General features: G+C 61.3%; 23 protein-coding genes and 1 pseudogene. 12 read left to right on the plus strand and 12 right to left on the minus strand.

Annotated features, from left to right (window positions below):
• Positions 1 to 170: 170 nt before the first annotated feature.
• Both R0V12_RS05020 and R0V12_RS05025 read left to right on the plus strand, forming a co-directional pair.
• Positions 171 to 686, plus strand: coding sequence for a VanZ family protein (locus R0V12_RS05020; protein WP_320072965.1), 516 nt, complete (start codon positions 171 to 173; stop codon positions 684 to 686).
• A 21-nt stretch (positions 687 to 707) separates the two neighbouring features.
• Entirely contained in the window at positions 708 to 848 is a 141-nt protein-coding gene (locus R0V12_RS05025; protein WP_288791811.1) for a hypothetical protein, read from the plus strand.
• Here R0V12_RS05025 and R0V12_RS05030 read toward each other — a convergent pair.
• The gene (locus R0V12_RS05030) at positions 845 to 1237 is read right to left on the minus strand and encodes a hypothetical protein (protein WP_320072966.1); all 393 of its coding nucleotides are present in this window, start codon (positions 1235 to 1237) and stop codon (positions 845 to 847) included. The two genes, R0V12_RS05025 and R0V12_RS05030, sit on opposite strands and share 4 nt — an antisense overlap.
• Positions 1238 to 1435: 198 nt before the next feature.
• On the minus strand, positions 1436 to 2656 hold the full coding sequence (locus R0V12_RS05035) for an ATP-binding protein (protein ID WP_320072967.1): 1221 nt from the start codon (positions 2654 to 2656) through the stop codon (positions 1436 to 1438).
• Positions 2657 to 2919: 263 nt separating this feature from the next.
• On the opposite strand from R0V12_RS05035, the gene R0V12_RS05040 reads away from it, so the two are divergent.
• Positions 2920 to 3474 (plus strand): CBS domain-containing protein, encoded by a 555-nt coding sequence (locus R0V12_RS05040; protein WP_320072968.1) that lies wholly within the window; start codon positions 2920 to 2922, stop codon positions 3472 to 3474.
• Between the two features lie 99 nt (positions 3475 to 3573).
• Complete coding sequence (locus R0V12_RS05045) at positions 3574 to 4527, plus strand: iron-siderophore ABC transporter substrate-binding protein (protein WP_246814977.1); 954 nt, start codon at positions 3574 to 3576, stop codon at positions 4525 to 4527.
• A gap of 9 nt (positions 4528 to 4536) precedes the next feature.
• On the opposite strand, the gene R0V12_RS05050 is transcribed toward R0V12_RS05045, so the two are convergent.
• The 4 genes from R0V12_RS05050 to R0V12_RS05065 all read right to left on the minus strand — a co-directional run bounded on the left by R0V12_RS05050 (position 4537) and on the right by R0V12_RS05065 (position 8236).
• Complete coding sequence (locus tag R0V12_RS05050; protein ID WP_070361767.1) at positions 4537 to 5307, minus strand: ABC transporter ATP-binding protein; 771 nt, start codon at positions 5305 to 5307, stop codon at positions 4537 to 4539.
• Positions 5304 to 6299 (minus strand): FecCD family ABC transporter permease, encoded by a 996-nt coding sequence (locus tag R0V12_RS05055; RefSeq protein WP_320072969.1) that lies wholly within the window; start codon positions 6297 to 6299, stop codon positions 5304 to 5306. The genes R0V12_RS05050 and R0V12_RS05055 overlap by 4 nt, the downstream gene beginning before the upstream one ends.
• A complete protein-coding gene (locus tag R0V12_RS05060) occupies positions 6299 to 7234 on the minus strand; it encodes a FecCD family ABC transporter permease (RefSeq protein ID WP_083329441.1) in 936 nt (311 codons plus the stop codon). Before R0V12_RS05060 ends, R0V12_RS05055 begins: the two co-directional genes overlap by 1 nt.
• 99 nt (positions 7235 to 7333) lie before the next feature.
• Complete coding sequence (locus tag R0V12_RS05065) at positions 7334 to 8236, minus strand: siderophore-interacting protein (RefSeq protein ID WP_320072970.1); 903 nt, start codon at positions 8234 to 8236, stop codon at positions 7334 to 7336.
• 355 nt (positions 8237 to 8591) lie between these two features.
• Here R0V12_RS05065 and R0V12_RS05070 point away from each other — a divergent pair, with 355 nt between their 5' ends.
• The 4 genes from R0V12_RS05070 to R0V12_RS05085 all read left to right on the plus strand — a co-directional run bounded on the left by R0V12_RS05070 (position 8592) and on the right by R0V12_RS05085 (position 11436).
• Complete coding sequence (locus R0V12_RS05070) at positions 8592 to 8813, plus strand: PspC domain-containing protein (RefSeq protein ID WP_083329431.1); 222 nt, start codon at positions 8592 to 8594, stop codon at positions 8811 to 8813.
• A 173-nt stretch (positions 8814 to 8986) separates the two neighbouring features.
• A complete protein-coding gene (locus tag R0V12_RS05075; protein WP_320072971.1) occupies positions 8987 to 9703 on the plus strand; it encodes a hypothetical protein in 717 nt (238 codons plus the stop codon).
• Positions 9704 to 10098: 395 nt separating this feature from the next.
• Positions 10099 to 11253: a Fic family protein gene (locus R0V12_RS05080; protein WP_320072972.1), complete on the plus strand. Its 1155-nt coding sequence runs from the start codon at positions 10099 to 10101 to the stop codon at positions 11251 to 11253.
• Positions 11254 to 11298: 45 nt separating this feature from the next.
• A complete protein-coding gene (locus tag R0V12_RS05085) occupies positions 11299 to 11436 on the plus strand; it encodes a hypothetical protein (RefSeq protein ID WP_288791801.1) in 138 nt (45 codons plus the stop codon).
• A gap of 240 nt (positions 11437 to 11676) precedes the next feature.
• Here R0V12_RS05085 and glf read toward each other — a convergent pair whose 3' ends face one another.
• On the minus strand, positions 11677 to 12855 hold the full coding sequence (gene glf, locus R0V12_RS05090) for a UDP-galactopyranose mutase (protein ID WP_320072973.1): 1179 nt from the start codon (positions 12853 to 12855) through the stop codon (positions 11677 to 11679).
• Positions 12856 to 12988: 133 nt separating this feature from the next.
• Here glf and R0V12_RS05095 point away from each other — a divergent pair, with 133 nt between their 5' ends.
• Positions 12989 to 14875: an N-acetylmuramoyl-L-alanine amidase gene (locus R0V12_RS05095; protein WP_320072974.1), complete on the plus strand. Its 1887-nt coding sequence runs from the start codon at positions 12989 to 12991 to the stop codon at positions 14873 to 14875.
• 13 nt (positions 14876 to 14888) lie between these two features.
• Here the strand turns inward: R0V12_RS05095 and glpK are convergent.
• The 4 genes and pseudogenes from glpK to serS form a co-directional block, all read right to left on the minus strand.
• Positions 14889 to 16348, minus strand: a pseudogene (gene glpK, locus R0V12_RS05100) (glycerol kinase GlpK).
• A 3-nt stretch (positions 16349 to 16351) separates the two neighbouring features.
• Positions 16352 to 17179, minus strand: coding sequence for an HAD family hydrolase (locus R0V12_RS05105; RefSeq protein ID WP_320072975.1), 828 nt, complete (start codon positions 17177 to 17179; stop codon positions 16352 to 16354).
• A gap of 1 nt (position 17180) precedes the next feature.
• Positions 17181 to 18002 carry a lysophospholipid acyltransferase family protein gene (locus R0V12_RS05110; protein ID WP_070361758.1) on the minus strand — a complete coding sequence of 274 codons (822 nt, stop codon included), beginning with the start codon at positions 18000 to 18002 and terminating at the stop codon, positions 17181 to 17183.
• Positions 18002 to 19255: a serine--tRNA ligase gene (gene serS, locus R0V12_RS05115; RefSeq protein WP_284805349.1), complete on the minus strand. Its 1254-nt coding sequence runs from the start codon at positions 19253 to 19255 to the stop codon at positions 18002 to 18004. The genes R0V12_RS05110 and serS overlap by 1 nt, the downstream gene beginning before the upstream one ends.
• Before the next feature lie 88 nt (positions 19256 to 19343).
• Here serS and R0V12_RS05120 point away from each other — a divergent pair, with 88 nt between their 5' ends.
• Genes R0V12_RS05120 through R0V12_RS05130 form a run of 3 tightly spaced genes read left to right on the plus strand, consistent with a single transcriptional unit; the run spans position 19344 to position 21449 of the window.
• Entirely contained in the window at positions 19344 to 20108 is a 765-nt protein-coding gene (locus R0V12_RS05120; protein ID WP_320072976.1) for a GntR family transcriptional regulator, read from the plus strand.
• Positions 20095 to 21102: a septum formation family protein gene (locus tag R0V12_RS05125; RefSeq protein ID WP_070975652.1), complete on the plus strand. Its 1008-nt coding sequence runs from the start codon at positions 20095 to 20097 to the stop codon at positions 21100 to 21102. Before R0V12_RS05120 ends, R0V12_RS05125 begins: the two co-directional genes overlap by 14 nt.
• Positions 21102 to 21449, plus strand: a complete 348-nt coding sequence (locus R0V12_RS05130) for a metallopeptidase family protein (RefSeq protein ID WP_070363411.1) — start codon at positions 21102 to 21104, stop codon at positions 21447 to 21449. The genes R0V12_RS05125 and R0V12_RS05130 overlap by 1 nt, the downstream gene beginning before the upstream one ends.
• 16 nt (positions 21450 to 21465) lie before the next feature.
• Here R0V12_RS05130 and pheA read toward each other — a convergent pair whose 3' ends face one another.
• Positions 21466 to 22356 carry a prephenate dehydratase gene (pheA, locus tag R0V12_RS05135; protein ID WP_288858021.1) on the minus strand — a complete coding sequence of 297 codons (891 nt, stop codon included), beginning with the start codon at positions 22354 to 22356 and terminating at the stop codon, positions 21466 to 21468.
• Positions 22357 to 22359 lie beyond the last annotated feature (3 nt).

Here is a 22359-nt window from a genome sequence, read left to right on the forward strand (position 1 = left end):
TTTGTTGCCCGTTTGTTAACTTGCTGTTTACTTTAAAGAATTAGTGGGTGAAAGTCAAGCATTTATTTCCACCCACTATCTCGCTTTTATGTTTGGGCAGTTCAGGGTGACTTTTCGACGCCCCCACTGTTACCCCTGTGACTGGTGTGAAACTGTGCTAGGTTGCAACCATGAACCGCAAAGCTCTCGGAGCCCTCGCCGCCTACTGCTGCGTCGTCATTGCGTTAACAATGTGTAAAGCGTTCTTCCGCATCGGCTACCTCTGGGATCCAGCCAACCAACGCCGCCGCGGACTCTCGCTACAGCCCCTCGCCGAGCTTCACGACGCCCAATCCTGGTTCGCGCCCCTCTTCGGCTACGGCGGCAACATCGCCTTCTTCATCCCCATCGGCGTGCTCGCATACGTTGCCTTCCGCGACGCCCGCTGGGCCGTGCTGTTCGGGTTCGGGCTGAGCCTGGCCGTCGAAACGGGACAATACATCTTCTCGCTCGGCTATTCAGATATCGACGACCTCCTCATGAACACCGTGGGCACCCTGGTGGGCGTCGGCATCGCCCGCGCATGCGGCCCGCGGCTGCACACCTTCTGGATCGTGCTCGGCTACGTCGTACCACTCTGCTTCCTCGGCCTCGTACTCGCCGGCGAGCGCCTCGGCGACCCCTCCAAGGTCACCGAAGTCTACTGACATGCACTAGCCTTGCAACCTATGGATTTCTTGATTGGCGGGGCAGGAATTTTGCTCTCAGCGTTTGCTGTCATGTTCATCTCAGGCTCGACAGGCGCTATCATCGCGGCCGCCAGCGCGATCGTGGGAGTGGTGTTCCTTATTAAAGGTGCGCAGCGCTAGCGCCTCCGCACCAGCTGGACCGCGCTCAGCAACACCACCAGGCCGATGGGAATGAGGAGCATAAAGAGGTTGATGATCGGCAGGGACATCTCCGCCCGATACTCTTCCCACCGCGCCACCGCCATCGACCCCCACCCGACCACCAGGCACACCGCGGCTACCCACGCCGTCACAACTGCCCTTCTGTAGCCGCGCCCCCACGCAGCTTGCGTGAACCAGACCGCGCCGCCCAGCGCAAGCAGCGCCGTCGATGCCTCCACGATGCCGCACACCATGGTCATAGTCATGAATTCCACGGAGCTACCGAGCAGGATCTGCGTACCGATCGCCAGCGCGAGGCACACAACCATCGCCGTCGCGTATGTCCGGAGAATGCTTCGAGGTTCCATGCGCACATGGTACAGAGGTTTCCCTCCTATCCTTTTGAAAAAGTTCCCAGTTCATCCGCAATTCGGGGAACGATCCCTCCCATCAGCCTAGATTTCGCTGCGTTTCCCCAGGTCGCCGCACCAGAAATCCAAAATCGTTCCCGGACTTGGGAACTTTTTCAGTGGCCGCCATACGCGAACAGCACGTCAATCCCTCCGCTACGGACCCAACGCCCCAATCGGCGCAACAATCACACCGTCCGCACGCCTGTGGACCGGACCCCCTGAGGTCACGATGAGCAAAACTGTTTCCTGTTCAAGCTGATCCGCAAACCGTTTAAGCGTATCTGCGGCGTGGTCAAGAATCTCTGGCGTATAGCCAAGCTTCACTTCGACGAGTAGATCAACATCGTCAAAGCTGACTACAGCATCCACTTCGAGCTTTGTATTCAGCCTTGCGTGGTACACCGTCTTGCCAGTCAACGCGCGTAGTTCATGCACAACGAGTGACTCAAACAGTTGCCCAAAATAGCGGGGATCCTGCATCAGGTGATGTGGGCCTCGCTCAAGCACAGCCATGGCGAACGAAGGATCGGTGAGGTGACGCTTGGGAGACTTTCGCAACGTTGCTTTTGACCTCAGGTGAGTCGACCAGGCTGGCTGATCCACGGAGACGAAAATCTGAGAAAGTGCGTCAAGGTAGTCACGCGCTGTATCGCGACTCACTTCGGCGTCGGTTGCAATCGTCTGTAGGTCAAGCTCTGTCGCGACGGCACTTGCAATAGAGCGCAAAACTCTACGAACCCGTTCCGAGTCGCGAGTCACGTCCCCAACCGTGTGAATGTCTACGCCCGCAACTGTTTGCATGCAGTCGCGGACGTTTTGAATGGCATCTTCCAAAGAAAGATCCACGTTGTAGGGCAGGCCACCACGACACATCCGATTCGCTAAATCCGCAAATGCGAGTGGCGGAGTTGCAAAAGCAGGAGACTTACCAGCAACGACATCCCGCAAAGATACCGAGCCATCCGATTCGCCGGATTCAAATAGCGTCATGGTCGACATCGTCAATCGCGCAAATCTACCTGCCCCGGAGTGGCGAGTCGCGTTCACCCCAGGCGCTGTCGAGCCTGTGAAAATGAACTGCCCTTTCGCTTTGCGCCGATCAATTTCGTGTCGTGCAAAATCCCACAGGCGAGGATGCAGTTGCCACTCGTCGACAAGGCGAGGTGCCTCCCCATCGAGCAGCCATCGCGGATCGGTAGCCATCGCCAGTGGGACGCTGGGATCGGTTTCAACATTCAAAATGCTTCCCGCTTGTCGGCTTGCCGTCTCTGTTTTCCCGCAGCCTTTTGGCCCCTGGATGAGCACCCCACCTTGCCGCTGAAGCGCTGCCTCTAATTGAGCGTCCGCAATGCGGGCAATATACGAATCCACCATGAGGATAAATCATAGCCATGAACTGCCTATTCCGCACTTTGAAATGGTTTCACTCGTCATTTTGAAATACTTTTACTCGGCAGTTTGGAATGGTTTTACTCGCCACTTTGAAATCCACTCCTACCAAAACCGAAAATCTGCTACAGCCTTGCCCCTGGCCTGGAATACGAGACACGTTGTGCGGTCCCGCTGCCGGGATAGCCGCGCGTAAATCCGCTAACGCCACCGAAGCCATTCCTATCCGCTCGACTGAGAGAGGCTTCATGGCTACGTCTCCATCCTCGGCAGCTCAGGCTGCAGAAAATCGGCCGCTGTCCATTATGTTTGCGGCGGCGCTTGCTGCGTTTATCGCTACGTTTAATGAAACGTTCCTCAACGTCGGCTTCACCAACATCATGGCCGACTTCAACATTGGCGTCTCGACTGTCCAGTGGCTCGCCACGGCATACATGCTGGGCGCGGCCGTCATGACGCCCACCACGGGCTTCGTCTCCGACGGCGACGTGCTCGACGTCATCGGCGACTCCGTCCCGGCGCTCACCACACCGTATGCGCTGCTCGCGCACAACGACTCGACGGAGTTCGGTACCGACGTCGCCGTAGTCCTCGACCGGCCAATCGTCTCCATCGCGACCAAGTCCGTCATCACGGTCAACGTCAACAACGACCTCGGGCACATCTCCTCCGTCCTCGCCGATAAACACCTAAAGAAGGCGCTGGTTGTGGCGGATGACGACACCGTCGTGGGCATCATCAACCGCTCCGACATCAACCGCTACCTCGTATCGACGTTCGTCGACCCGGTCCCGAGCGCCTAGACAAGGATTGCCCATTAGGCAAGGCATACCTTAGAGTGGTCACGTTAGGTCAGGGAGACCTAACGCGAAATTCTTTAACCACCTACGAAAGGTGCAACCTTGACACTCTTTACCCCTCGCGCCCTGAAGGGGATCGCAGCCACGTTCACTGCGGCGCTCATGCTTGCCAGCTGCTCCACCGGATCAAGCGATTCGACAACCGCTCCCGAAACCTCCAATGCCAACGGGTCAGAGGAGCGCATTGTGACAATGGGTCTCGGCGACGTCGATACGGTCCTTGCGCTCGGTGAACAACCGGTCGGTTACGCCACCTGGCAACAGGAAGGTTCGGGAGACCCTTCCGGACTTGGACCATGGGCCAAGGACAAACTCACAGTCGACCCAAACCCGATCCGGGATACGACCACCGAGTTCAGCACCGACACTGCCGAAAGAGTTGCCTCGCTCAACCCGACAAAGATCATTGCGGTGAACAGTGGTCTCGAAGCTGACAAGAAGGCGCTGCTCGAGCAAATTGCGCCAACTACCTTCCACTCGGATGCATACGAAGATTGGCAAGTGCCGTGGGATGAGCAGATTAAGGAAATCTCCAAGGCGTTGAATAAGGAAGCCGAAGGCGAAAAACTCATCGCCGATTCCGAGCAGGCTTTCCAAGATTTCCGCGAAGCTCACCCTGAGTTGCAAGGCAAAACAGCGGTAATCGGCATGCCTTACGACGGAAAGTTTGGCGTATACACCTCGGGCGACGGCCGCGGCTCCTTCATTGAAAAGCTTGGTTTCAAGATCCCAGAGAAGTTCAACGGCGATGGCTCCAGCTTCTTCCTCGACTGGTCGCCTGAAAACTACGTCGACTTCAACGACGTGGACTACCTCTTCGTGCTGGACTACTACGGCGCAATCGATGCGCTGAAGAACGACGAGAATTTCATGGACCTTGATGTCAACAAGCGTGGCGGGGTCTACTGGCTAGACACCGATACCGCCAATGCAATGAGCATGCCGAACCCCCTCACCATCCCGTACGCAATCGAGCAAATCAAAAAGTCGCTCTAGAAGTGGTGCTTACCGGGGGACAACCAGTGGGCCCCCATTTACCGGGTCGGTTGCCACGACAGCAGGCAGATCAAAAACGCTGTTCAGCAAAGTCTCCGTGACCACCTCGGCAGGCGCACCGACCGCACGAACCTCGCCACGCTGCATCACGATAAGTTGATCCGAGTAGCGTGCTGCGAGGTTCAAATCATGCAACACCATGAGCACGGTTCGCCCCTCTTGATCAGCGAGTCGACGTACGAGCGACAAGACCTCGACGGAGTGAGACAGGTCGAGGTATGTCGTCGGCTCGTCCAAAAACACGAGCGGAGTGTCCTGCGCCAAGACCATCGCGATCCAGGCACGCTGGCGCTGTCCGCCAGAAAGCCGTTCGAGTGGACGATCTGCAAACTCTGCAATATTGGTCAGTTCCATCACCGCATCAACCGCACGCGCATCCTCAGCAGAAGCCTGTCGTAGCCAAGACTGATGCGGGTGGCGTCCGCGGCTGACCAAGTCACGAACCGTCAGTCCCTCGGGGGCGACAGGCGTCTGTGGCAATACTGCTAGCTGACGCGCAATCTCTCGGCGCTTCATTTTCGACGTGTCTACGCCGTTCAGCATTACCGTGCCGCCATCGCGCGCAATAAGCCCTGCTGTAGCTCGCAACAGCGTTGACTTGCCGCAACCGTTGGGGCCGATGATTGTGGTGACACCGCCTTGGGGCACGTCGAGATCAATGCCGTCAACGATGACGGAAGCCCCATAACTCACCTTGAGATTTCGAACCTGAAGCATCATACGGACACCTTTCGTGTTGCGCGTAGCAGTGTGTAGAGCAGTGCTGCGCCACCAATCGCAGTTGTAGCTATGCCCACCGGCAAGTTCCCCGGCACCAGGGTGCGCACTGCTAAGTCTGCGCCAGACACAATCGCCGCGCCAGCGAGCATCGCTGTTCCTAAAGGTGGCGTTGCTGCTTGTGTGATCTTGCGTCCAATCTGTGGCGCAACAAACGCCACAAAAGCTATCGGACCAGACGCCGCGACGGCCACCGATGCCAGCACTACAGCCATGAGCATGAGGATGAGTTGCATATGCCGGGGCTCCACCCCGAGGCCAGCAGCCGTATCCTCCCCGAGCGAGAGCGCCTGCAGATTGAAGGCTGCCCACCGCAAGAACGGAACGACGACTGCCAGCGCAATAAGTACGGCGAGTGCATCGCGCCAGCTAGCAGAACCCACCGAGCCGGTCACCCACGCCTGCGCCTTGCCCACGTCACGATAGTCGGCGCGAACGAGCAGGAACGAGGTATATGCCATCGCCAGTGCATTGATAATGATCCCGGCGAAGACAAGCTGGAAAGACCCGAGACCCGCGCCACGGCTCAGCCACCAGATTGCCGCAGACACTGCTAATCCACCGAGGAACGCACTGAGCGGGACCCCCAGAAGATGCAGCAGCATTCCGGAGCTTCCACCAGCAAGTAACGCAGTCAATGCGAAAGCGGAGGCACCCGAAGTGACGCCCAAGATGTCTGGGCTCGCCAATGGATTCCTCGTGATGGTCTGGAAGATCGCCCCCGCAAAACCAAGCGCAGCTCCTACTCCCAAAGCAGTTACCACCCGCGGCAGACGCCACTGAACAATCACCGTACGAGCCAATTCTGTGGATTGGCCCATGAGCGCAGAAGCGACATCCCGCACCGTAAGCCCGAAGTCCCCGACTATAACGCCGCCAAGGGCCGCGGCGAGAGCCAACACCGCAAGGACACCATTCGTCACGAAAACCCGCATCACAGCTTCGCCCCTTTGCGCAAGAGGTACAGGGCAAATGGGGCACCAACGAAGGCGAGCGTGATGCCCACCTGCAATTCGCCGGGCCTGGCGATGACGCGGCCGATAACGTCGGCAAGCAAAAGCAACGTGGCCCCAGCCAACGCGGAACACGGTAGTACCCAGCGGTAATCGGGCCCCGTGAAGGCGCGCACAAGGTGTGGAACAACCAGACCGACGAACCCGATTGGGCCCGCCCCAGCCACCGCGGCACCCGTGAGCAATGCAACCAGGACGATGCCCACGGCCCGCGAGAGGGGGACGCTCACGCCAAGTGCGCTTGCCACATCGTCTCCCAAGTTCAGGAGGTTCACCCTGTTTGCCATGGCGAAGGCCCCCACTAGTCCGAGGAGAATCACCGGGGCAAGCACCGCGACCACCTGCATGTCACGCCCAGCGATAGCGCCCGCCGTCCAAAACCGCATCTCGTTGAGGCTTTGTGTATTCGTCAGCACGATGCCGCTGGTGAGCGCACTACAAACCGCGCCCAGCGCAGAACCACCGAGCACAACCATGATCGGGCTCGATCCCAGGCTCCTCATACTGAGTGTGAACACGAGCGCCACCGCAAGTATTGCGCCGAGGAATCCCACCCCAACAGTGCCCAACACCGTCATTGAGCCATGAAAGGAAATGGCTGCAGCCACCGCAAGCGCCGCACCAGGGCCTACACCCAGCAAGTTTGTGTCTGCGAGCGGGTTTCGGGTGTGTCCCTGCAGCAATGCCCCCGCTGTGCCCAAGGCTGCCCCCACCAACAGGCCGAGCAGGGTGCGCGGAACCCGAAGCTGTGCAATGATCTTCGCCTCGTCGCTGGAGGCCTCAAGCCTTTCGGCTCCTCCCGAGAATGCCAACACAATTCCGTCGCGAACCGCGCCCAACGTTGCCCCGAAACCCATTTCACGCGCCCCGAACAGAAGAGACACTAATGCCGCGCACACGGTGGAAGCCGCAAGGAAAGCGACAAGCCCTACACGTTTATCCACTTTGTAACCCCGTTATCGCCAATACCCCATAAACGACACGTGGTGGCGAGGCACACCCGCCTCTTTCACCAGGAGCCGCCGCATCGCCGTCACAGCCGTGTTCTTCCCTGCGATCCAGTAATAGGTGTGCCCTGCAGTATCCGACGTGGGACCTATCAATTCTCCACTGCTGGAATACGTGGGTGTCTCCCAGACTTCATCGAGCTGGGCTTCATCCACAAGACCAGGTTCTCCATTTTCCAACGAAGCGGAGGCACAACGGGATCCAACTTCCTGTTTCAGCTGCGCAAGAAGCAAGCCTCCATAGTCGAAGTCCCCCTCTGCACGAAAATGCCACCGGACATCAACCTGTGAAGGGGAGTCGATGGGCAGGTGATTGCCAGCGGGCACCTCGATATCAACCGAACCAGCGAGCCCCTCGGGCCAATCCTCCAGGATACGAGCCATTGCAGGCAACGCGGTTTCATCGCCGTAAAGACGGGCAATCCCAGCAGATCCGGGGTTAAATTCAATACCAACACCGGAATCATCGTCGCGGGTTGGTCCAATAATCAGCAGCTGCTGTCCAGGGTGTGCGTCTTGTGCCCACGCCGAGGCGGGACCGGGACTATCGCTGTGCAAAACAAAATCCACATCCACTTCGTCAGGGCTGTCAGCACTTCGCCGGAACTCCCGAATGGAATAGGTACGCAGGTGTCCGCGCGTGTGCTCCGGCATCGCACGCCATGTGTCCCACCACCCCTCTTCGGGAAGCTCGAACATACCGCTGGCAGGCGGGATCAGCAGCTTGATACGCAAATCTCTGATCGGAACGGCGGGCCCCATGGCGTCGATCCCGGTGAACGTCACCCGCTGGAAACTCGGCGCAATACGTTCACTCCGGACGACGGTTGCAAGAAAAGACCTAAAACTCACCCCGTAAATTATATAGGCTTGCCTAACCTATAGAAAGTGTGAAGCGCGCAGTCCCCTAGCGCCCGCGTAGCTGGAGTCGGCTAGCCACCTTCAAAGCAGGTGACAGCAGGGGCATCATCAACCGCTACCTCGTATCGACGTTCGTTGACCCGGCGAAGTAAAAGGCGGATACATTCTCTTTAGCGATGGGTAGGACGCACTGATCGGAACCGGTTTGGTGCTTGTCCGACGCAAGCGGCCCAGAGACTCCCTGTCACCAGAGGTGGACGCGCTCGTTATCCATAGTCGCGCCGGCAATCATCCGTTAAACTCTGACGCAGTAATTTCAACCCGCCACTTCGTCTGAGGGGATACCATGCGCAGGCCTTACTACAGGACATCACGCGGACGCGTCATTGCAGGAGTCTGTGCGGGGCTCGCAGAACGCTACGGTCGCAGCCCTGACACAATCCGTTGGTGGTATGCAGTAGCGCAACTATTTAGCTTGCCCGCCATTGCCACCTATATCCTCCAGTGGTTGTTGTATCCGCTCGACGATAACCCTGAGCCGCCGGAAACTGAGCAACCTGCAAGCTGACCAGCCAAGAGACGAGGTGGCGTGCCAGGTACCGCGCGCCTCATCCCAGCCAGCCCATTCCAACATCCTGCACGCACAAGACCGCCCTCCTGTACATTTATGGCATATCTCTTAGCGGTTCCGTGCCGCTATGTGTTTCCATCCCATGAAAGACAAGTACGCGGAGCGCTGATATGTTTCATTTCCTTCCGTTACTAGCTATCTTTCTCGACTACTTCCTCGAAGTTCCGGATACAGCATCGGAGCCTGAATCACTGATAGGAAGCATCATCAGCACCTTCGGGCCATTTTCCGCGTTGGTGTTTGGAATAGTGGCACTGCTCTTGCGGCCGCTACCTCGGAAGTTTGCTGTTATCTCCAGCGCAGCCGGCCTGCTAGGTCTCATCGCAATCATTGTGCCCATGGTCCTGGCCCCCAGCCCAGAATCGTTTATACACGTTTGGATTCCGCTTCCGGCAGGGTTACTGCTCGCAGGAATCTACGTCCTCATCATTTCCCACATAGAGCAGGCCAATCCCGTGTTAGTACTTCGTCAAGACACGAGCAGGCTATCGATGCCCGGCGCGATCACGGCCGCTTTTCTCATTCTTACTGCGGGGCGGCTACTCACTGCCCATGCGTGGCCGTCCCCGGAGGCAATCTTGGTAGGCACCGTCTGTACCCTGGCCACGCTCGCGTTTTATGAGATGAATTGGAAGTACCTGGTTGGCGCTGTGGTCATTATTCAAGCTGCGCAAATGTTTTATTCCGTACTCCCATTCGAGGCATACATGCTCCACGAGGTGCAGCTTGCCGTCAAGGTTGCTTGCATTCTCGAGATTATCCGCGCAGGCACCCGCGAACATCTGCTGAAGCAAGCATCGCGCAGCGAATCCCCGCGCAGCTGCTGAGGAAAAACGTGTAAGCGTGGCTTATGCCTTCCGGCGGATCTGCACCGATCAGATCGATAGCACTACCCGCTCATAGTCTTCTACCAGCACGTTCGGCACTTTGAGATGGTTTCACTCGTCATTTTGGAGGTCCATCCCCACCGACAGCACAAAGCCCTCAACCGAGCGCCCATGCCACTTCGCCCTGACAGATGCTCTAGACACTGCCATCATGCCCAGGCTGGCAATTGTTCACCCATTCGGTACAGATGGTGAGGCAATCATTGGGAGCAGGTGCGCTTTCCACCTATCCTTTGATGTTGCCTCAAATAGCAAAGGATAGATGTCTAAGTTTATAGGTTGGGTACGACATCACAACTTTGCATGCTAACTTATGACGTATGGTGTGGCCGAGTGTGACTTATGAGACTTTGCCGTGGCAGGCTGCAACCGAGAATATATCGCGTCGGGCGCAGCTACGTACGCCGCGAAAATACGAGAGCGCCATAGTCCCGCGCATCGCTAACGAGGAATTGCAGCTACGCCCTGAAACGCTTGCAGCCGCGGATCGAGCAACCATCGCGGTGACGCGTTTCGACGCCACACACGCCACAGACCTCATTCCTTTTATCCCACTTTTGCTGCGCGGTGAAGCCGTCGCATCGAGTAGAATTGAACAACTTACCTCCTCGTCTCGCAAGATATTTGAAGCGGAACTTTCTGGTTCGGGGTCGGCCAATGCAAAGCTGATCGTGGCGAATGTTCGACAGATGCAACGGGTGATTGCAGTTGATACAGCAACAACTGAAACGTTGTTGGCGATGCGCAGTGTGCTTCTGCAGGACGCTGCACCGAGGATCGCAGGTCGACTGCGCGAGCAGCCGGTGTGGATCGGTGGACCGGACAACCACCACCCGGGCGGTGCATTGTTCGTTCCGCCGCACCACGATCATATACCGGAGCTGTTGGCGGATCTGGAGAGGTTCATGTCGCGCCGCGACATCCCAGCGTTAGCGCAGGCCGCGATCGCACACGCTCAATTGGAAACCATCCATCCCTTCGCGGACGGAAACGGGAGGACAGGGAGAGCCCTCGTTCATGTGTTGCTGAAAACCCACGGCATCAGTGTCAATGGGTCGGTGCCAATCTCTGCAGGTTTGCTGTCCCATATTGATGACTACTTTGCTGCGCTGGACGCATACCGGCAAGGTGACGCCGACCAGATCGTCAACCTTTTCGCAGCAAGTGCGCTCGAAGCCGTCGAGTACGGCACGTGGATCGCAGATGAACTGAATACGCTGCTGGATGAGTGGAAACAACAGTTGACGGCACGCTCCGATGCCCTTGTATGGAGAGTGCTCCCGTTGTTGTTGCAGCGGCCGGTAATCACCACGCGGATTGTGGTAGAGGAATTAGGAGCGACGCAGACCTCAGCAGGAAATGCGCTCGAAGCACTCGCGCAGGCCGGCATCGTTACCGGAGCACAGCTGGACAAGCGCACCCGCGCCTGGCGAGCCCCCGACGTGTTGGATTTGCTCGATGAGTTCGCCGAGCGGAGGCGACGCACTTGAGACGCAGAGCCCAGCGCCGCGATGCCTTCGGCAAGAATCACTTGGTTGAATTTGATGGCAACGGCGACGCTGGCATGCATCGCACTGATCGTGGCAGGACCTGTGTCGAATATTCTGTGGGCCGCGCTGGTGGGCGCAGCCGCTGGCTGCCTGGTACGCATCACCGATAGGAAGAAGCCGTAGCGTAGGGCCAAGAGCTGCGCGCACCAAATCCCCGAATTTCGGTTGGGCGCCGAGACGTTTCCCCAGGTCGCGCGAAGTCGACGCGGGAATTTGGTGCGCGTACAAGAGAAAGAGTGCCAATAGACACAACCCGAATTACCCTAGACATTCAAACTAGCAGGTAAGAAATGTTCTAGATATAAACGGGTGCGTCCTTTGGCACTCACCCCTCAAGACCCCGCCGAAACCCCAAGCGAACCCCTAGTGCCCGCGCTTCTGGTCCAGCGGCTCGCCGTCCTCGAAGTGGGGGCGCAGGTGGTTGTCGAACAGGGACAGGGCAGCGCCGATGGCCATGTGCATGTCCAGGTACTGGTAGGTGCCCAGGCGGCCGCCGAACAGGACGCCGTTCTTGCGGGATTCCTCGGCGGCGAGTTCGCGGTATTTCAGCAGCTTGGCGCGGTCTTCAGGGGTGTTGATTGGGTAGTACACCTCGTCGTCGTCGGTGGCGAAGCGGGAGTACTCCTTCACGATCACCGTCTTGTCCGTTGGGTACTCGGTGCGCTCTGGATGGAAGTGGCGGAACTCGTGGATGCGGGTGTAGGGGACGTCGGCGTCGTTGTAGTTCATCACCGAGGTGCCCTGGAAGTCGCCGGTGTCCAGTACTTCCTGTTCGAAGTCGAGGGTGCGCCAGCCGAGGTGGCCTTCGGCGTAGTCGAAGTAGCGGTCGAGTGGCCCGGTGTAGACCACTGGAATCCCGGTGTACTCGTCGCGGATGTCGAACCAGTCGGTATCGAGGCGGACGTCGATAAGTTCGTGGTCGGCCATGTTCTCGAGCCAGGCGGCGTAGCCGTCGACGGGCAAGCCTTCGTACTTGTCGTTGAAGTAGCGGTTATTGAAGGTGTAGCGAACTGGCAGGCGGGAGATGATTTCCGGCGGCAGTTCGGTGGGGTCGGTTTGCCACTGCTTGGCGGTGTAGTGCTTCACGAATGCCTCGTACAGCGGCTTGCCGATCAGCGCGATGCCGCGCTCTTCCAGGTTGGTGGCGTCAGCGGGGTCGCGGCCTTCGCGCTGTTCTTCGATCAGCTTGCGGGCCTCGTCCGGCGAGTAGTACTTGCCGAAGAACTGGTTGATCAGGCCCAAGCCCATCGGGAACTGGTAGGCGGTGCCGTCGTGCATCGCGAAGACGCGGTGCTGGTAGTCGGTAAAGGAGGTGAAGCGGTTGACGTACTCCCACACGCGCTCGTTGGAGGTGTGGAACAGGTGCGCACCGTACTTGTGCACCTCAATGCCGGTTTCCGGCTCCTTTTCGGAGTAGGCGTTGCCGCCGATGTGGTTGCGCTTCTCCACCACGAGCACCCGCTTGCCTAGCTCGCTGGCGGCCTGCTCTGCCACGGTGAGGCCGAAAAATCCGGATCCAACAACAATGAGGTCGTAAGTCATACGGCCATTTTGTCACACTTCTTTTCGACGCCCCTCCGCACGACACGCCAAGCCTCAAGAATCACTTGAGACTTTAACTTGCACTACACTTCACTGGAGTAACCTTTATCCCTATAGCCACAGGAGTTAAAACGTGCAACAGCGGAAGCGCCTGAATGGGCAATCCTCCAGGATGCGCCCTCTGATGGCTGCGGTGATGTCCGTGGCCCTCGTTGTCGCCGGAGCGTTCGGCGGCAACCACATTGTCCAGGTCCAGTCGGCGGCACCGGCGCAGATGGACGTCTATAACGCCAGCGAGTCCTTCGCCAAGGGTGCAAATATCACCGTGGATGACGCAGCGGTGCGCACCCAGGGTGAGGAGACCGAGGAGCGTCGTGTGGTCAAGGAGTTCACCCGCGACCGCGAGTTCACGCTGTTTGGCCTGACGTGGAAGGGCGACCGCGACATCGTCGCCTACGTGCGTGCCCAGCGTGCCGACGGCAGCTGGACGGAGTGGTTCGAGATGGATCCGCTCGATGCAGCACCCGGCACCGACACGTTTGGCACCGAGCCGATCTTCGTGGAGCCGACGAAGCGTGTTCAGGTCTCCACGGGCAACGTTGACCTCCTGGAGAACGGCCGCAAGGGCTCGACCGCACCGAATGCGGCCACCGACATCCAGGCCGTCTTTATCGACGGCGGCACCGGCACCACCAACGGCACCATCAAGCCAGTCGTCGACTCCTACACCTACGGGATGCCGAAGGTCATCACCCGCGCGCAGTGGGGTGCGGGCAAGAACAGCAACCCGACGTACACCGCGCCGGTCACGGCCGCGACGGTCCACCATACCGCTGGTTCCAACAACTACACCGAGGCGCAGGCGCCGGGCATCGTCCGCGGCATCTGGAACTACCACACCTACACCCTGGGCTGGGGCGATGTGGGCTACAACGCCATGGTCGATAAGTACGGCAACATCTACGAGGGCCGGTACGGCGGACTCGACCGCGCGGTCCAGGGCGCGCACGTGGGTGGCTTCAACCAGAACACCTGGGGCGTGTCCGTGCTGGGCAACTACCAGACCGCGGTGCCGACGCGTGCGTCGCTGCAGGCGCTGGGCGACATCATCGGCTGGAAGGCTGCTGTCTCCGGGTTCGACCCGATGGGTTCGAGCTACCACTACGCTGACTTCGATTTCAAGGGCAGCAAGTACCGCGCCGGCCAGGGCGGGATGTTCCCGAACATCAACGCGCACCGGGACTTCCACTACAACGAGTGCCCAGGCCAGAACCTGTACAACCAGATGGGCACGGTGCGCACCATCGCGAACACGAAGTACCGCGCGCTGAAGAACTCTTCCGAGTTCACCCCTCCTGGCGACTACACGGGACCGGTCACCGACACCACGGTCGGCGACCTGCTCGACGCACTGGGCTCCGGTAAGAAGGAATCGGACACCGTCACGAACCCTGACGGCACCACGACCCAGGTGACCAACTCGGGCTCCTCCGACAACATTTCCCTGTCAGGTATTGCCTCGGGTGACGCGGTGGCGATCGCAGCGGCCGTTGGCACCTTGGCTGGCCTGATCTTCCTGTACGCGAAGGCGAACGACCTGCTGCCGGGAGGCATCCAGAACCTCGCAGGTGTGGAGATCGCTCCGGGGCTGACGCTGCAGCAAATCGCCCCGTACATCGAGCCGATGCTGAAGTTCGCTGGCCAGAACGACCTGGCTGCGGTGTGGAAGCAGTTCGAGCCGACGCTCGGCGCCGTCATCGGTGGCGTCGGCGGCGTGGGCGGCAACGACTTCGGCTTCTTCCAGAACGGCATCGCCGTGCGCAACGCGAAGGGCGAAGCGTTCACGATGTTCACGAAGATCGCGAACGCCTGGCTGCAGCAAGGTCTCGACGCCGGCCCGCTCGGCCTGCCGGTCAACTCCGAGCACCCGATTGGCGACGGCCTCTTCCGCGTCGACTTCCAAGGCGGCGACATCACATACAACCAGCACACCAACACCATCAACATTGGCGTGCACTAGCAACAGCTAGCGGCTAGGCAAGGTTATAGGAACGGCGTACCGCATCTTCCCACGCGGCGACAAGCACTTCGCGAGTCGCCGCGTTTGCCGTATCTTCCCAGGTTGTGGGCGTGCCGAGGGAGAGTGGGGCGTCGAGAAGCCCGGCGCCCATCCCCGCTGCCGACGCCGCCCCCATGACCGTGGTTTCGATGTTGCCGGGGCGCACGACGCGGGTGCCCAGGATGTCGGCCTGCATCTGCATGAGCAGGTCGTTGGAGGTCATGCCGCCGTCGACGCGCAGCTCGCGCAGTTCGACGCCCATCGCTTCGACGACCTCGCGGGTCTGTAGGCATGTTGCTTCGAGGGCGGCGCGCGCGATGTGGCGGCGGTCCACGAAGCGGGTCAGACCGGTGATGACGCCGCGGGCGTCCGGGCGCCAGCGCGGCGCGAACAGCCCGGAGAACGCAGGCACGATGACGACGCCGCCGCTGTCCGGGACCTCGCTGGCGAGTTTCTTGGATTCGGCGGCGGTGCGCAGGATCCCGAGCTGGTCGCGAAGCCACTGGATGAGCGATCCGCCCACCGCGACGGAGCCCTCCAGGGCGTAGACGGCAGGCTGCCCGGCGCGCTGGTAGGCAACGGTGCTGAGCATTCCGGTCTCGCTGAAGGTGGGCGTGGTGCCGGTGTTGAGCAGCATGAACAGGCCGGTGCCGTAGGTCATCTTCGCAGCACCCTCTTCGAGGCCGCCTTGGCCGAAGAGCGCCGACTGCTGGTCGCCGAGCACGCCGCAAATGGGCACGTTGGCCAGCGGACCCCGGTTGCGGACCTGGCCGAAGTCGCCGACGGACGGGCGGATCTCCGGCAGGATTTCGGGCGGCACGCCGATGGCTTCGCACAGGTCGGGGTCCCACTGGAGGGTTTCCAGGTCCATCAGGAGGGTGCGGCTGGCGTTCGTGACGTCGGTGACGTGCAGTGCGTTGTCAGGGTCGCGCTGGCCGCCGGTGAGGTTCCAGATCAGCCAGGTATCCATGGTGCCGGCGAGCAGCTCGCCACGGGCAGCGCGCTCGCGGGCGCCGTCGACGTGGTCGAGGATCCAGGCCCACTTCGGCCCGGCCGGGTACGAGTTGCGCAGCAGCCCGGTGGTGGCCTGGAACTCGGTGGCGTCGCCGTCGTAGGAGGTGCGGGTGTCCTGCCACACGATGGCGTTGTAGATGGGTTTACCGGTTGCGCGCTCCCAGATGACGGCGGTTTCACGCTGGTTGGTCAGGCCCAAAGTGGCGATGGCGGCTTCGTCGATATTGCGCTGGCCACGGCGTCGCTCATGGCGCGTCGCGTGTTGCGCCAGATCTCGAGTGGGTCGTGCTCGACCCAGCCTTCGCGCGGCAGAATCTGCCGGTGCTCGAACTGCGCCTGCGCGATCACCTTGCCGCCCGTAGTGGCGACTACGAACCGGGTTGATGTTGTGCCTTGATCAATAGCCGCCAGCAACGTCATGAGTTAAAACCAGTGCTCCAATACTTGTGCAACGCCGTCTTCATCATTTGATGCGGTCACAATATCAGCGGCGTCCTTCACCGCGTCCGTCGCGTTGCCCATGGCAACGCCCATGCCTGCCCACGCCAGCATCTCAACATCGTTTTGCATGTCGCCGAACGCCACCACCTGGGACGGGTCGATCCCGTACTGGGCCGCCAGGTAGGAAACACCTGCCGCCTTGGTCACGCCGGGGCGCGAGAACTCGAGCAGCCCCTCCTCCATCGAGTAGGTCACGTGCGCTATGTCCTGGTCGATCTCGGGGGCGATCATGTCGAACATCTCTGCCGCCATCAGGCCCGGGCAGCGCACGAGCAGCTTCGCCGCAGGTTCTGCCAGCAGCTCCTCGACGTGGACGACGCCGAAGCGTGCGTCCCAGGCGTCTGGGTTGTACTCCGGTGTAATCAGGAAGCACTCTTCCTCCGGGTCGAGCGCGCTCTGGCTCAGTCGCTCCACCCCGTAGCCGACGGTCACCCCGGCCTCCCCCATTACCTTCTCGACGACCTCCACGGTCTCTTCCATGCTCTCCGGGGACAGCGCGAAGGATTTCACCACTTCGTCGTGTTCTGGGTCGTAGATGACGGCGCCGTTGGCGGCCACACAGACCGGCTCGAACGGCAGCTGCTCGAGCACCGGCAGCAGCCAGCGGTGGGGGCGCCCGGTGGCCAACCCGAATTTGGTTCCGCCGCGCACAGCCCGCGCGACGACCTCCAACAGGCGCGGGGTCACCCGTCCGTAGGAGTTGAGGAATGTGCCATCGATGTCACTGATGATCAGGCTGGGGGCGTTCATGTTATTTCCCTTTCTTTGCCTCGCGTTCTTTTCGGCGAATTTCGGCTGCTTCTTCAAGAGTCGGTGCGCTCCCTCCGAGCGAGGCCGGCATCCATGGCTCGCCGGGCTCGAAGGGTCCGAAGCGCGTTTCGTATTCGGCGCGGGTGGTCTCCAGCATGGCTTCCATCGCTGCCTTGAGCCTACCCGTGGCTTCTTCAACGGTGCCGTCGACAGCAACGGGTTCCCCGTAGCGGATGATGACCGGAATGCCCGAGCGTCCGAGCCGTTTCGGCTGGTCTTTGGTCCACAAGCGCTGGGAGCCCCAGATCACGCAGGGCACGAGCGGCACTCCGGCCTGGCGAGCGATGCGCACGGCGCCCGTCTTAAAGTCCGCAATCTCGAAGGAGCGCGAAATCGTGCCCTCTGGGAAGATGCCGACGATCGCCCCTTCGCGTAGGGCGGCAACGGCGGCGTCGATAGCCCCGGCGCCCGCCGAGCGGTCCACGGGGACGTGCCCCATGTTGCGCAGCAGCCACCGCAGCACCGGAATGCCGAAGACTTCTTTCTTCGCCATGAACCGCACCAGGCGCTCCCCGCGCAGGTACGGGCCAATGCCTGCCAGCATGAAGTCGAGGTAGCCGGTGTGGTTGATCGCCAGCATCGCCCCGCCATCCAGCGGGACGTGCTCGAGGCCGTGGACCGTCGCCTTCGTCCCGGCGAACCGGAAGTAGCGCTTTGCCGCGCGCACAATCCGCTGGTAGAAGCGGTTCTGCATATCACCGCTGTGCGGCCGCGGGGCGGTATAGCCGTCTGCTACTTCAAACAGTCCATCAATCGTGCGCATTAGGGAACCAGTACGTCCTTCCCAACCCACGGGCGCAGCGCCTCAGGCACCTTGACCGAGCCGTCGGCCTGCTGATTGTTCTCGAGGATTGCGACGAGCCAGCGCGTCGTCGCGAGCGTGCCGTTCAAGGTGGCGGCGGTCTGGGTCTTGCCGTTCTCGTCGCGGTAGCGGATGGACAGGCGGCGCGCCTGGAACGTGGTGCAGTTCGACGTCGAGGTCAGCTCACGGTACGTATCTTGCGACGGCACCCACGCCTCGGTGTCAAACTTGCGTGCCGCGGACGAGCCGAGGTCACCAGCGGCGACGTCGATAATGCGGTACGGCACCTCGACTGCGGCGAGCATCTCGCGCTCGAGTCCGAGCAGCTTCTGGTGCATCGCCTCGGCGTCCTCAGGCTTGCAGTACGCGAACATCTCCAGCTTGTCGAACTGGTGGACGCGCAGGATACCGCGGGTGTCCTTACCGTAGGAGCCGGCCTCGCGGCGGAAGCAGCTGGACCAGCCGGCATAGAGCAGCGGGCCGTCCGAGAGGTCAATAATTTCGTCGGTGTGGTAGCCGGCCAGCGCCACCTCAGAGGTGCCAACCAGGTAAAGGTCGTCGCGCTCGAGGTAGTAGATCTCCTCGTCATGCTCGTCAAGGAAACCAGTACCCTGCATGACGTCCGGGCGGACCAGGACAGGCGGGATCATGACCTTGAAGCCGGCCTCGCGGGCTTTCTGCGCGGCGAGCATCATCATACCCAGCTGCATCCAGGCGCCGTCGCCGACCAGGTAGTAGAAGCGCGCACCGCCAACCTTGGTGCCACGCTTCATGTCAATAATCCCGAGGTTCTCACCCAGCTCGAGGTGGTCCTTCACCTCAAAGTCGAAGGTCGGGACCTCGCCGACGTGCTCGAGGACCACGAAGTCCTCCTCGCCGCCAGCCGGTGCGCCCTGGATCGGGTTCGGGATCTTGTACTGCAAGTCCTGCACGGCCTGCTCTGCCTCAGCCTGCTTGGCCTCGGCGGCCTTCACCTTAGCCTTGAGTTCGTTCGAGCCCTCGAGCAGCGCCGGGCGCTCCTCCGGGGAAGCCTGGCCGATCTTCTTGCCGAAGGCTTTCTGTTCCGCACGCAGCTCATCTGCTGCCTGGATAGCCTCGCGGCGCTGCTCGTCGGCGGCTAGCAGCTGATCGACGAGGGAGGGATCCTCGCCACGGGCGGTTTGGGACTCTCGGACGTCGTTTGCATTCTCGCGCAGAAATTTCAGATCAATCACGCCCACAACTCTACCCGGTTCCGCCCCTCGATACGCCACCTGCACCGCCGCCCCACTCTGGTAATAACCAGTGCGCTATGGTGGGGGTATGTCCACGCCCGAGCAGCCCCCCACCGAAATCCAGGAAGGCCCCCTCCCGAAACACGCGCAGCTACGCATCATCCTCGAAGAGTACTGCCGCAATCAGCTCTCCCCCGGCGACCCGCTGCCCGGCGAACGCGCCCTCGAGGAGACCTACCGGGTCTCCCGGATCACGGTGCGACGCGCGATCGGGGACCTCGTCGCCCAGGGCAAGCTCCGCCGGGTCCGGGGCAAAGGCACGTTCGTGGCGCCGAGCCCACTGGTGAGCAAGCTGCAGCTGGCCAGTTTCTCCGAGGAGATGCAGGCGCAAGGCGTGGTGGCGTCGTCAAGCATCTTGTTGGCGGAGCGCGCGCCAGCGCCTCAAGAAGTCGCTGAGTACTTCGGCACCCCGCCACACACAGAGCACATCCACCTGCGTCGCCTCCGGCTTGGCGACGCCCAACCCTACGCCGTCGACGACGGCTGGTACAACGGCGAGCTGGTCCCCGACCTGCTGGAACACGACCTGCAGGCGTCGGTGTACGAGGTACTCGATAAGCGTTACAACCTCGGCATCACCAAAGCTGAGCAGACCGTGACCGCCGTGAATGCCGGCGCGACCGTCGCCCCGTTACTCGAGGTGCCGGCGAACCGCGCGCTGCTGCGAATCGTGCGCTATGCGCAAAGCCATGGCACACGTGTGGAATACTGTGCCAGTGTGTACCGGACGGATCGTTATAGTCTGCACACAGGTACTGCGCAACCTCGAGGGATAGGAAATGCACATGGCTAGCAGGACAACAGCGCTGCGCGGCTTTCTCGTCGCGCTGCTCGCGGGTGCGGTCGGCTTCGGCTCCTACACCTACAACGCGTCGCCCGCGCCTCAAGATGAGGCTCAGGTATCGACGTCCACTCCGAAACGACACAGCAAAAACAAGCCAGCGCCGTTCACCACGGCGGACCAAGGCGCCTGCCTGACGTGGGAAGCCGACGCCGAAGGCCACATCACCGCCTTCGAGCAAACCGACTGCGCACTCGAGCACCGCTTCGAGGTCTCGGCGCGCGAAGACCTGGCAACCTACCCCACCTCCGAGTTCGGGCCGTCTGCACCGATGCCGAACCAGACCCGCCAGGCACAGCTGCGCGAGGAGCTGTGCGGAGGCGCAACCCTGCGCTACCTCAACGGCGCCTTCGACCCGAACGGGCGCTACTCCATCGCGCCGATCCTGCCACCCGCGGCCGCGTGGGAAGAGGGTGACCGCACCATGCTGTGCGGCCTGCAGGAAACCGACCGCGACGGCACCCCAATCCTGACCACGGGCCGCGTGTCCGAGCAGGACCAGGCGCGCACCTTTAATCCCGGGGAGTGCGTAGCCATCGACGGCACCTCCAGCCTGAGCAGCGTGGATTGCAACGAGCCACACCAGATGGAGATCACCAGCACGGTGGACCTCGCACCGGTTTTCCCCGACCACACCCCGAGCATCGAGGAGCAGGACAACCACCTTCGCGACGTATGCACCGACGCCGCCCAGAAGTACATGGGCGCGGAGGAAAACCTCTACCAGATCGCGCTGCAGCCGTTCTGGACCACGCAGAAGCCGTCCGCATGGGAGGGTGGCTCGCACAGCGTGAACTGCGCGCTGGTCTTTTCGAATCCGGAGGGGCAGTTCGCTACCCTGACCGGGTCCGCGACCGCCGGGCGCGAAGTGCTCAAGATCGACGGCAACCCGCCACCGGAGCGTCCCGAGCGCCGCCCGCTTCGGGAGGAGCAGCCCCGACCATGATGGAGCCGGTCAGCCAGGACGCCTTCGAGGAGATGATCAACGACGCCCTGGACACCATCCCCGAGGAGTTCGCCCGCCACATGACGAACATGGTGGTGCTGGCCCGCGACTTCAACCCGGACGAACCCATGCTACTCGGACTGTTTGAGGGCATCCCCCTTACTGAGCAGCACTCAAACCACAGCGGGTTCCTGCCGGACGCGGTATTCGTGTACAAGGACGCACTCGAGGCGATGTGCAGCGACGAAGAAGAACTGCGCCACGAAGTAAAGGTGACCGTCCTCCACGAGGTCGGCCACTACTTCGGGCTCGAGGAGCACGAGCTGCACGAACTCGGCTGGGGTTAGCCGAAGCTATCCCTGCTTAGCGCAGCCCGTCCACCCATGCCTGGGCCTCCGCCAGGCGCGGGTTGCCGCTGGGCCACGTGGCCTGCTGCGCGCACGGCCACGACCCCAGATACGTAATCTGCGAGGACCGCAGGTACACAGCCCGCAGCGCCTCCGCCACGGCGGTGTCGTCGATATGCCCCACGATGTCCACGTGGAAGGAGTACGTGTTCGGCTCCTTGCGTGTTGGGCGTGACTCAATACGGGAAAGGTGCACGCCGCGGAACGCGAACTCCTGCAGCGCCGCCACCAGGGTGCCAGGCTCGTTCGGGGTCTGGAACACGATCGACGTCCTATCGTTGCCTGTACGCGGCGTTGGTTTCCCGGACGGACCAACCAGCACAAAGCGCGTCCGCGCCGTGGACAAGTCGGCCACGCCGCGCGCGTGCACCTCGAGCCCGAGCAGCTCCGCCGCGCGCTCCGGGGCCGCGGCCACGTCCGCCTCCCCCTCAGCGACGAGCTGCGCCGCGGCGCCGTTCGATGTCGCCGGGTGGAAGGTCACATTCGGGGCGTGCTCGGCCATCCAACGCTTTACCTGCTGGTAGGCCACGGGGTGGGTGGCGAAGCGGGTGGCGTCGACAAGTGAAGCACCGGGGCGCGTCATGATTGCGAAGGCGATCTCCAGCTCGGTCTCACCGTAAATCTGCACCCCGGGCGCCTCGGTCAGTGCGTCCGTCGTCGCGGTGACCGCGCCGTCAACCGAGTTCTCCACCGCAACCACCGCGTAGTCCGCGCGCCCGGCGCGCACCTCGTTGAGCGCCTCCGCCGGGGAATCCACAGGCACAAGCTGCGGGTCGGGCAGGTCAAAGTTCCAGACGGCCTGCTCCGTGAACGTTCCCGCCGGGCCGAGGTACGCAATCGTTGTCATGGG

This window comes from Corynebacterium sp. UMB2355A, from assembly GCF_033877495.1.
In the GTDB taxonomy this organism is placed as follows: Bacteria; Actinomycetota; Actinomycetes; order Mycobacteriales; family Mycobacteriaceae; genus Corynebacterium; species Corynebacterium pseudogenitalium.

Bases quoted from the DNA above. Each gene is read 5' to 3' on its own strand.
- R0V12_RS05020 (WP_320072965.1), top strand. From the start codon at position 171: ATGAACCGCAAAGCTCTCGGAGCCCTCGCCGCCTACTGCTGCGTCGTC.
- R0V12_RS05025 (WP_288791811.1), top strand. From the start codon at position 708: ATGGATTTCTTGATTGGCGGGGCAGGAATTTTGCTCTCAGCGTTTGCT.
- R0V12_RS05030 (WP_320072966.1), bottom strand. From the start codon at position 1,237: ATGGAACCTCGAAGCATTCTCCGGACATACGCGACGGCGATGGTTGTG.
- R0V12_RS05035 (WP_320072967.1), bottom strand. From the start codon at position 2,656: ATGGTGGATTCGTATATTGCCCGCATTGCGGACGCTCAATTAGAGGCA.
- R0V12_RS05040 (WP_320072968.1), top strand. From the start codon at position 2,920: ATGGCTACGTCTCCATCCTCGGCAGCTCAGGCTGCAGAAAATCGGCCG.
- R0V12_RS05050 (WP_070361767.1), bottom strand. From the start codon at position 5,307: ATGATGCTTCAGGTTCGAAATCTCAAGGTGAGTTATGGGGCTTCCGTC.
- R0V12_RS05055 (WP_320072969.1), bottom strand. From the start codon at position 6,299: ATGCGGGTTTTCGTGACGAATGGTGTCCTTGCGGTGTTGGCTCTCGCC.
- R0V12_RS05060 (WP_083329441.1), bottom strand. From the start codon at position 7,234: ATGGGTTTCGGGGCAACGTTGGGCGCGGTTCGCGACGGAATTGTGTTG.
- R0V12_RS05070 (WP_083329431.1), top strand. From the start codon at position 8,592: ATGCGCAGGCCTTACTACAGGACATCACGCGGACGCGTCATTGCAGGA.
- R0V12_RS05075 (WP_320072971.1), top strand. From the start codon at position 8,987: ATGTTTCATTTCCTTCCGTTACTAGCTATCTTTCTCGACTACTTCCTC.
- glf (WP_320072973.1), bottom strand. From the start codon at position 12,855: ATGACTTACGACCTCATTGTTGTTGGATCCGGATTTTTCGGCCTCACC.
- R0V12_RS05105 (WP_320072975.1), bottom strand. From the start codon at position 17,179: ATGAACGCCCCCAGCCTGATCATCAGTGACATCGATGGCACATTCCTC.
- R0V12_RS05110 (WP_070361758.1), bottom strand. From the start codon at position 18,002: ATGCGCACGATTGATGGACTGTTTGAAGTAGCAGACGGCTATACCGCC.
- R0V12_RS05120 (WP_320072976.1), top strand. From the start codon at position 19,344: ATGTCCACGCCCGAGCAGCCCCCCACCGAAATCCAGGAAGGCCCCCTC.
- R0V12_RS05125 (WP_070975652.1), top strand. From the start codon at position 20,095: ATGCACATGGCTAGCAGGACAACAGCGCTGCGCGGCTTTCTCGTCGCG.
- R0V12_RS05130 (WP_070363411.1), top strand. From the start codon at position 21,102: ATGGAGCCGGTCAGCCAGGACGCCTTCGAGGAGATGATCAACGACGCC.
- pheA (WP_288858021.1), bottom strand. From the start codon at position 22,356: ATGACAACGATTGCGTACCTCGGCCCGGCGGGAACGTTCACGGAGCAG.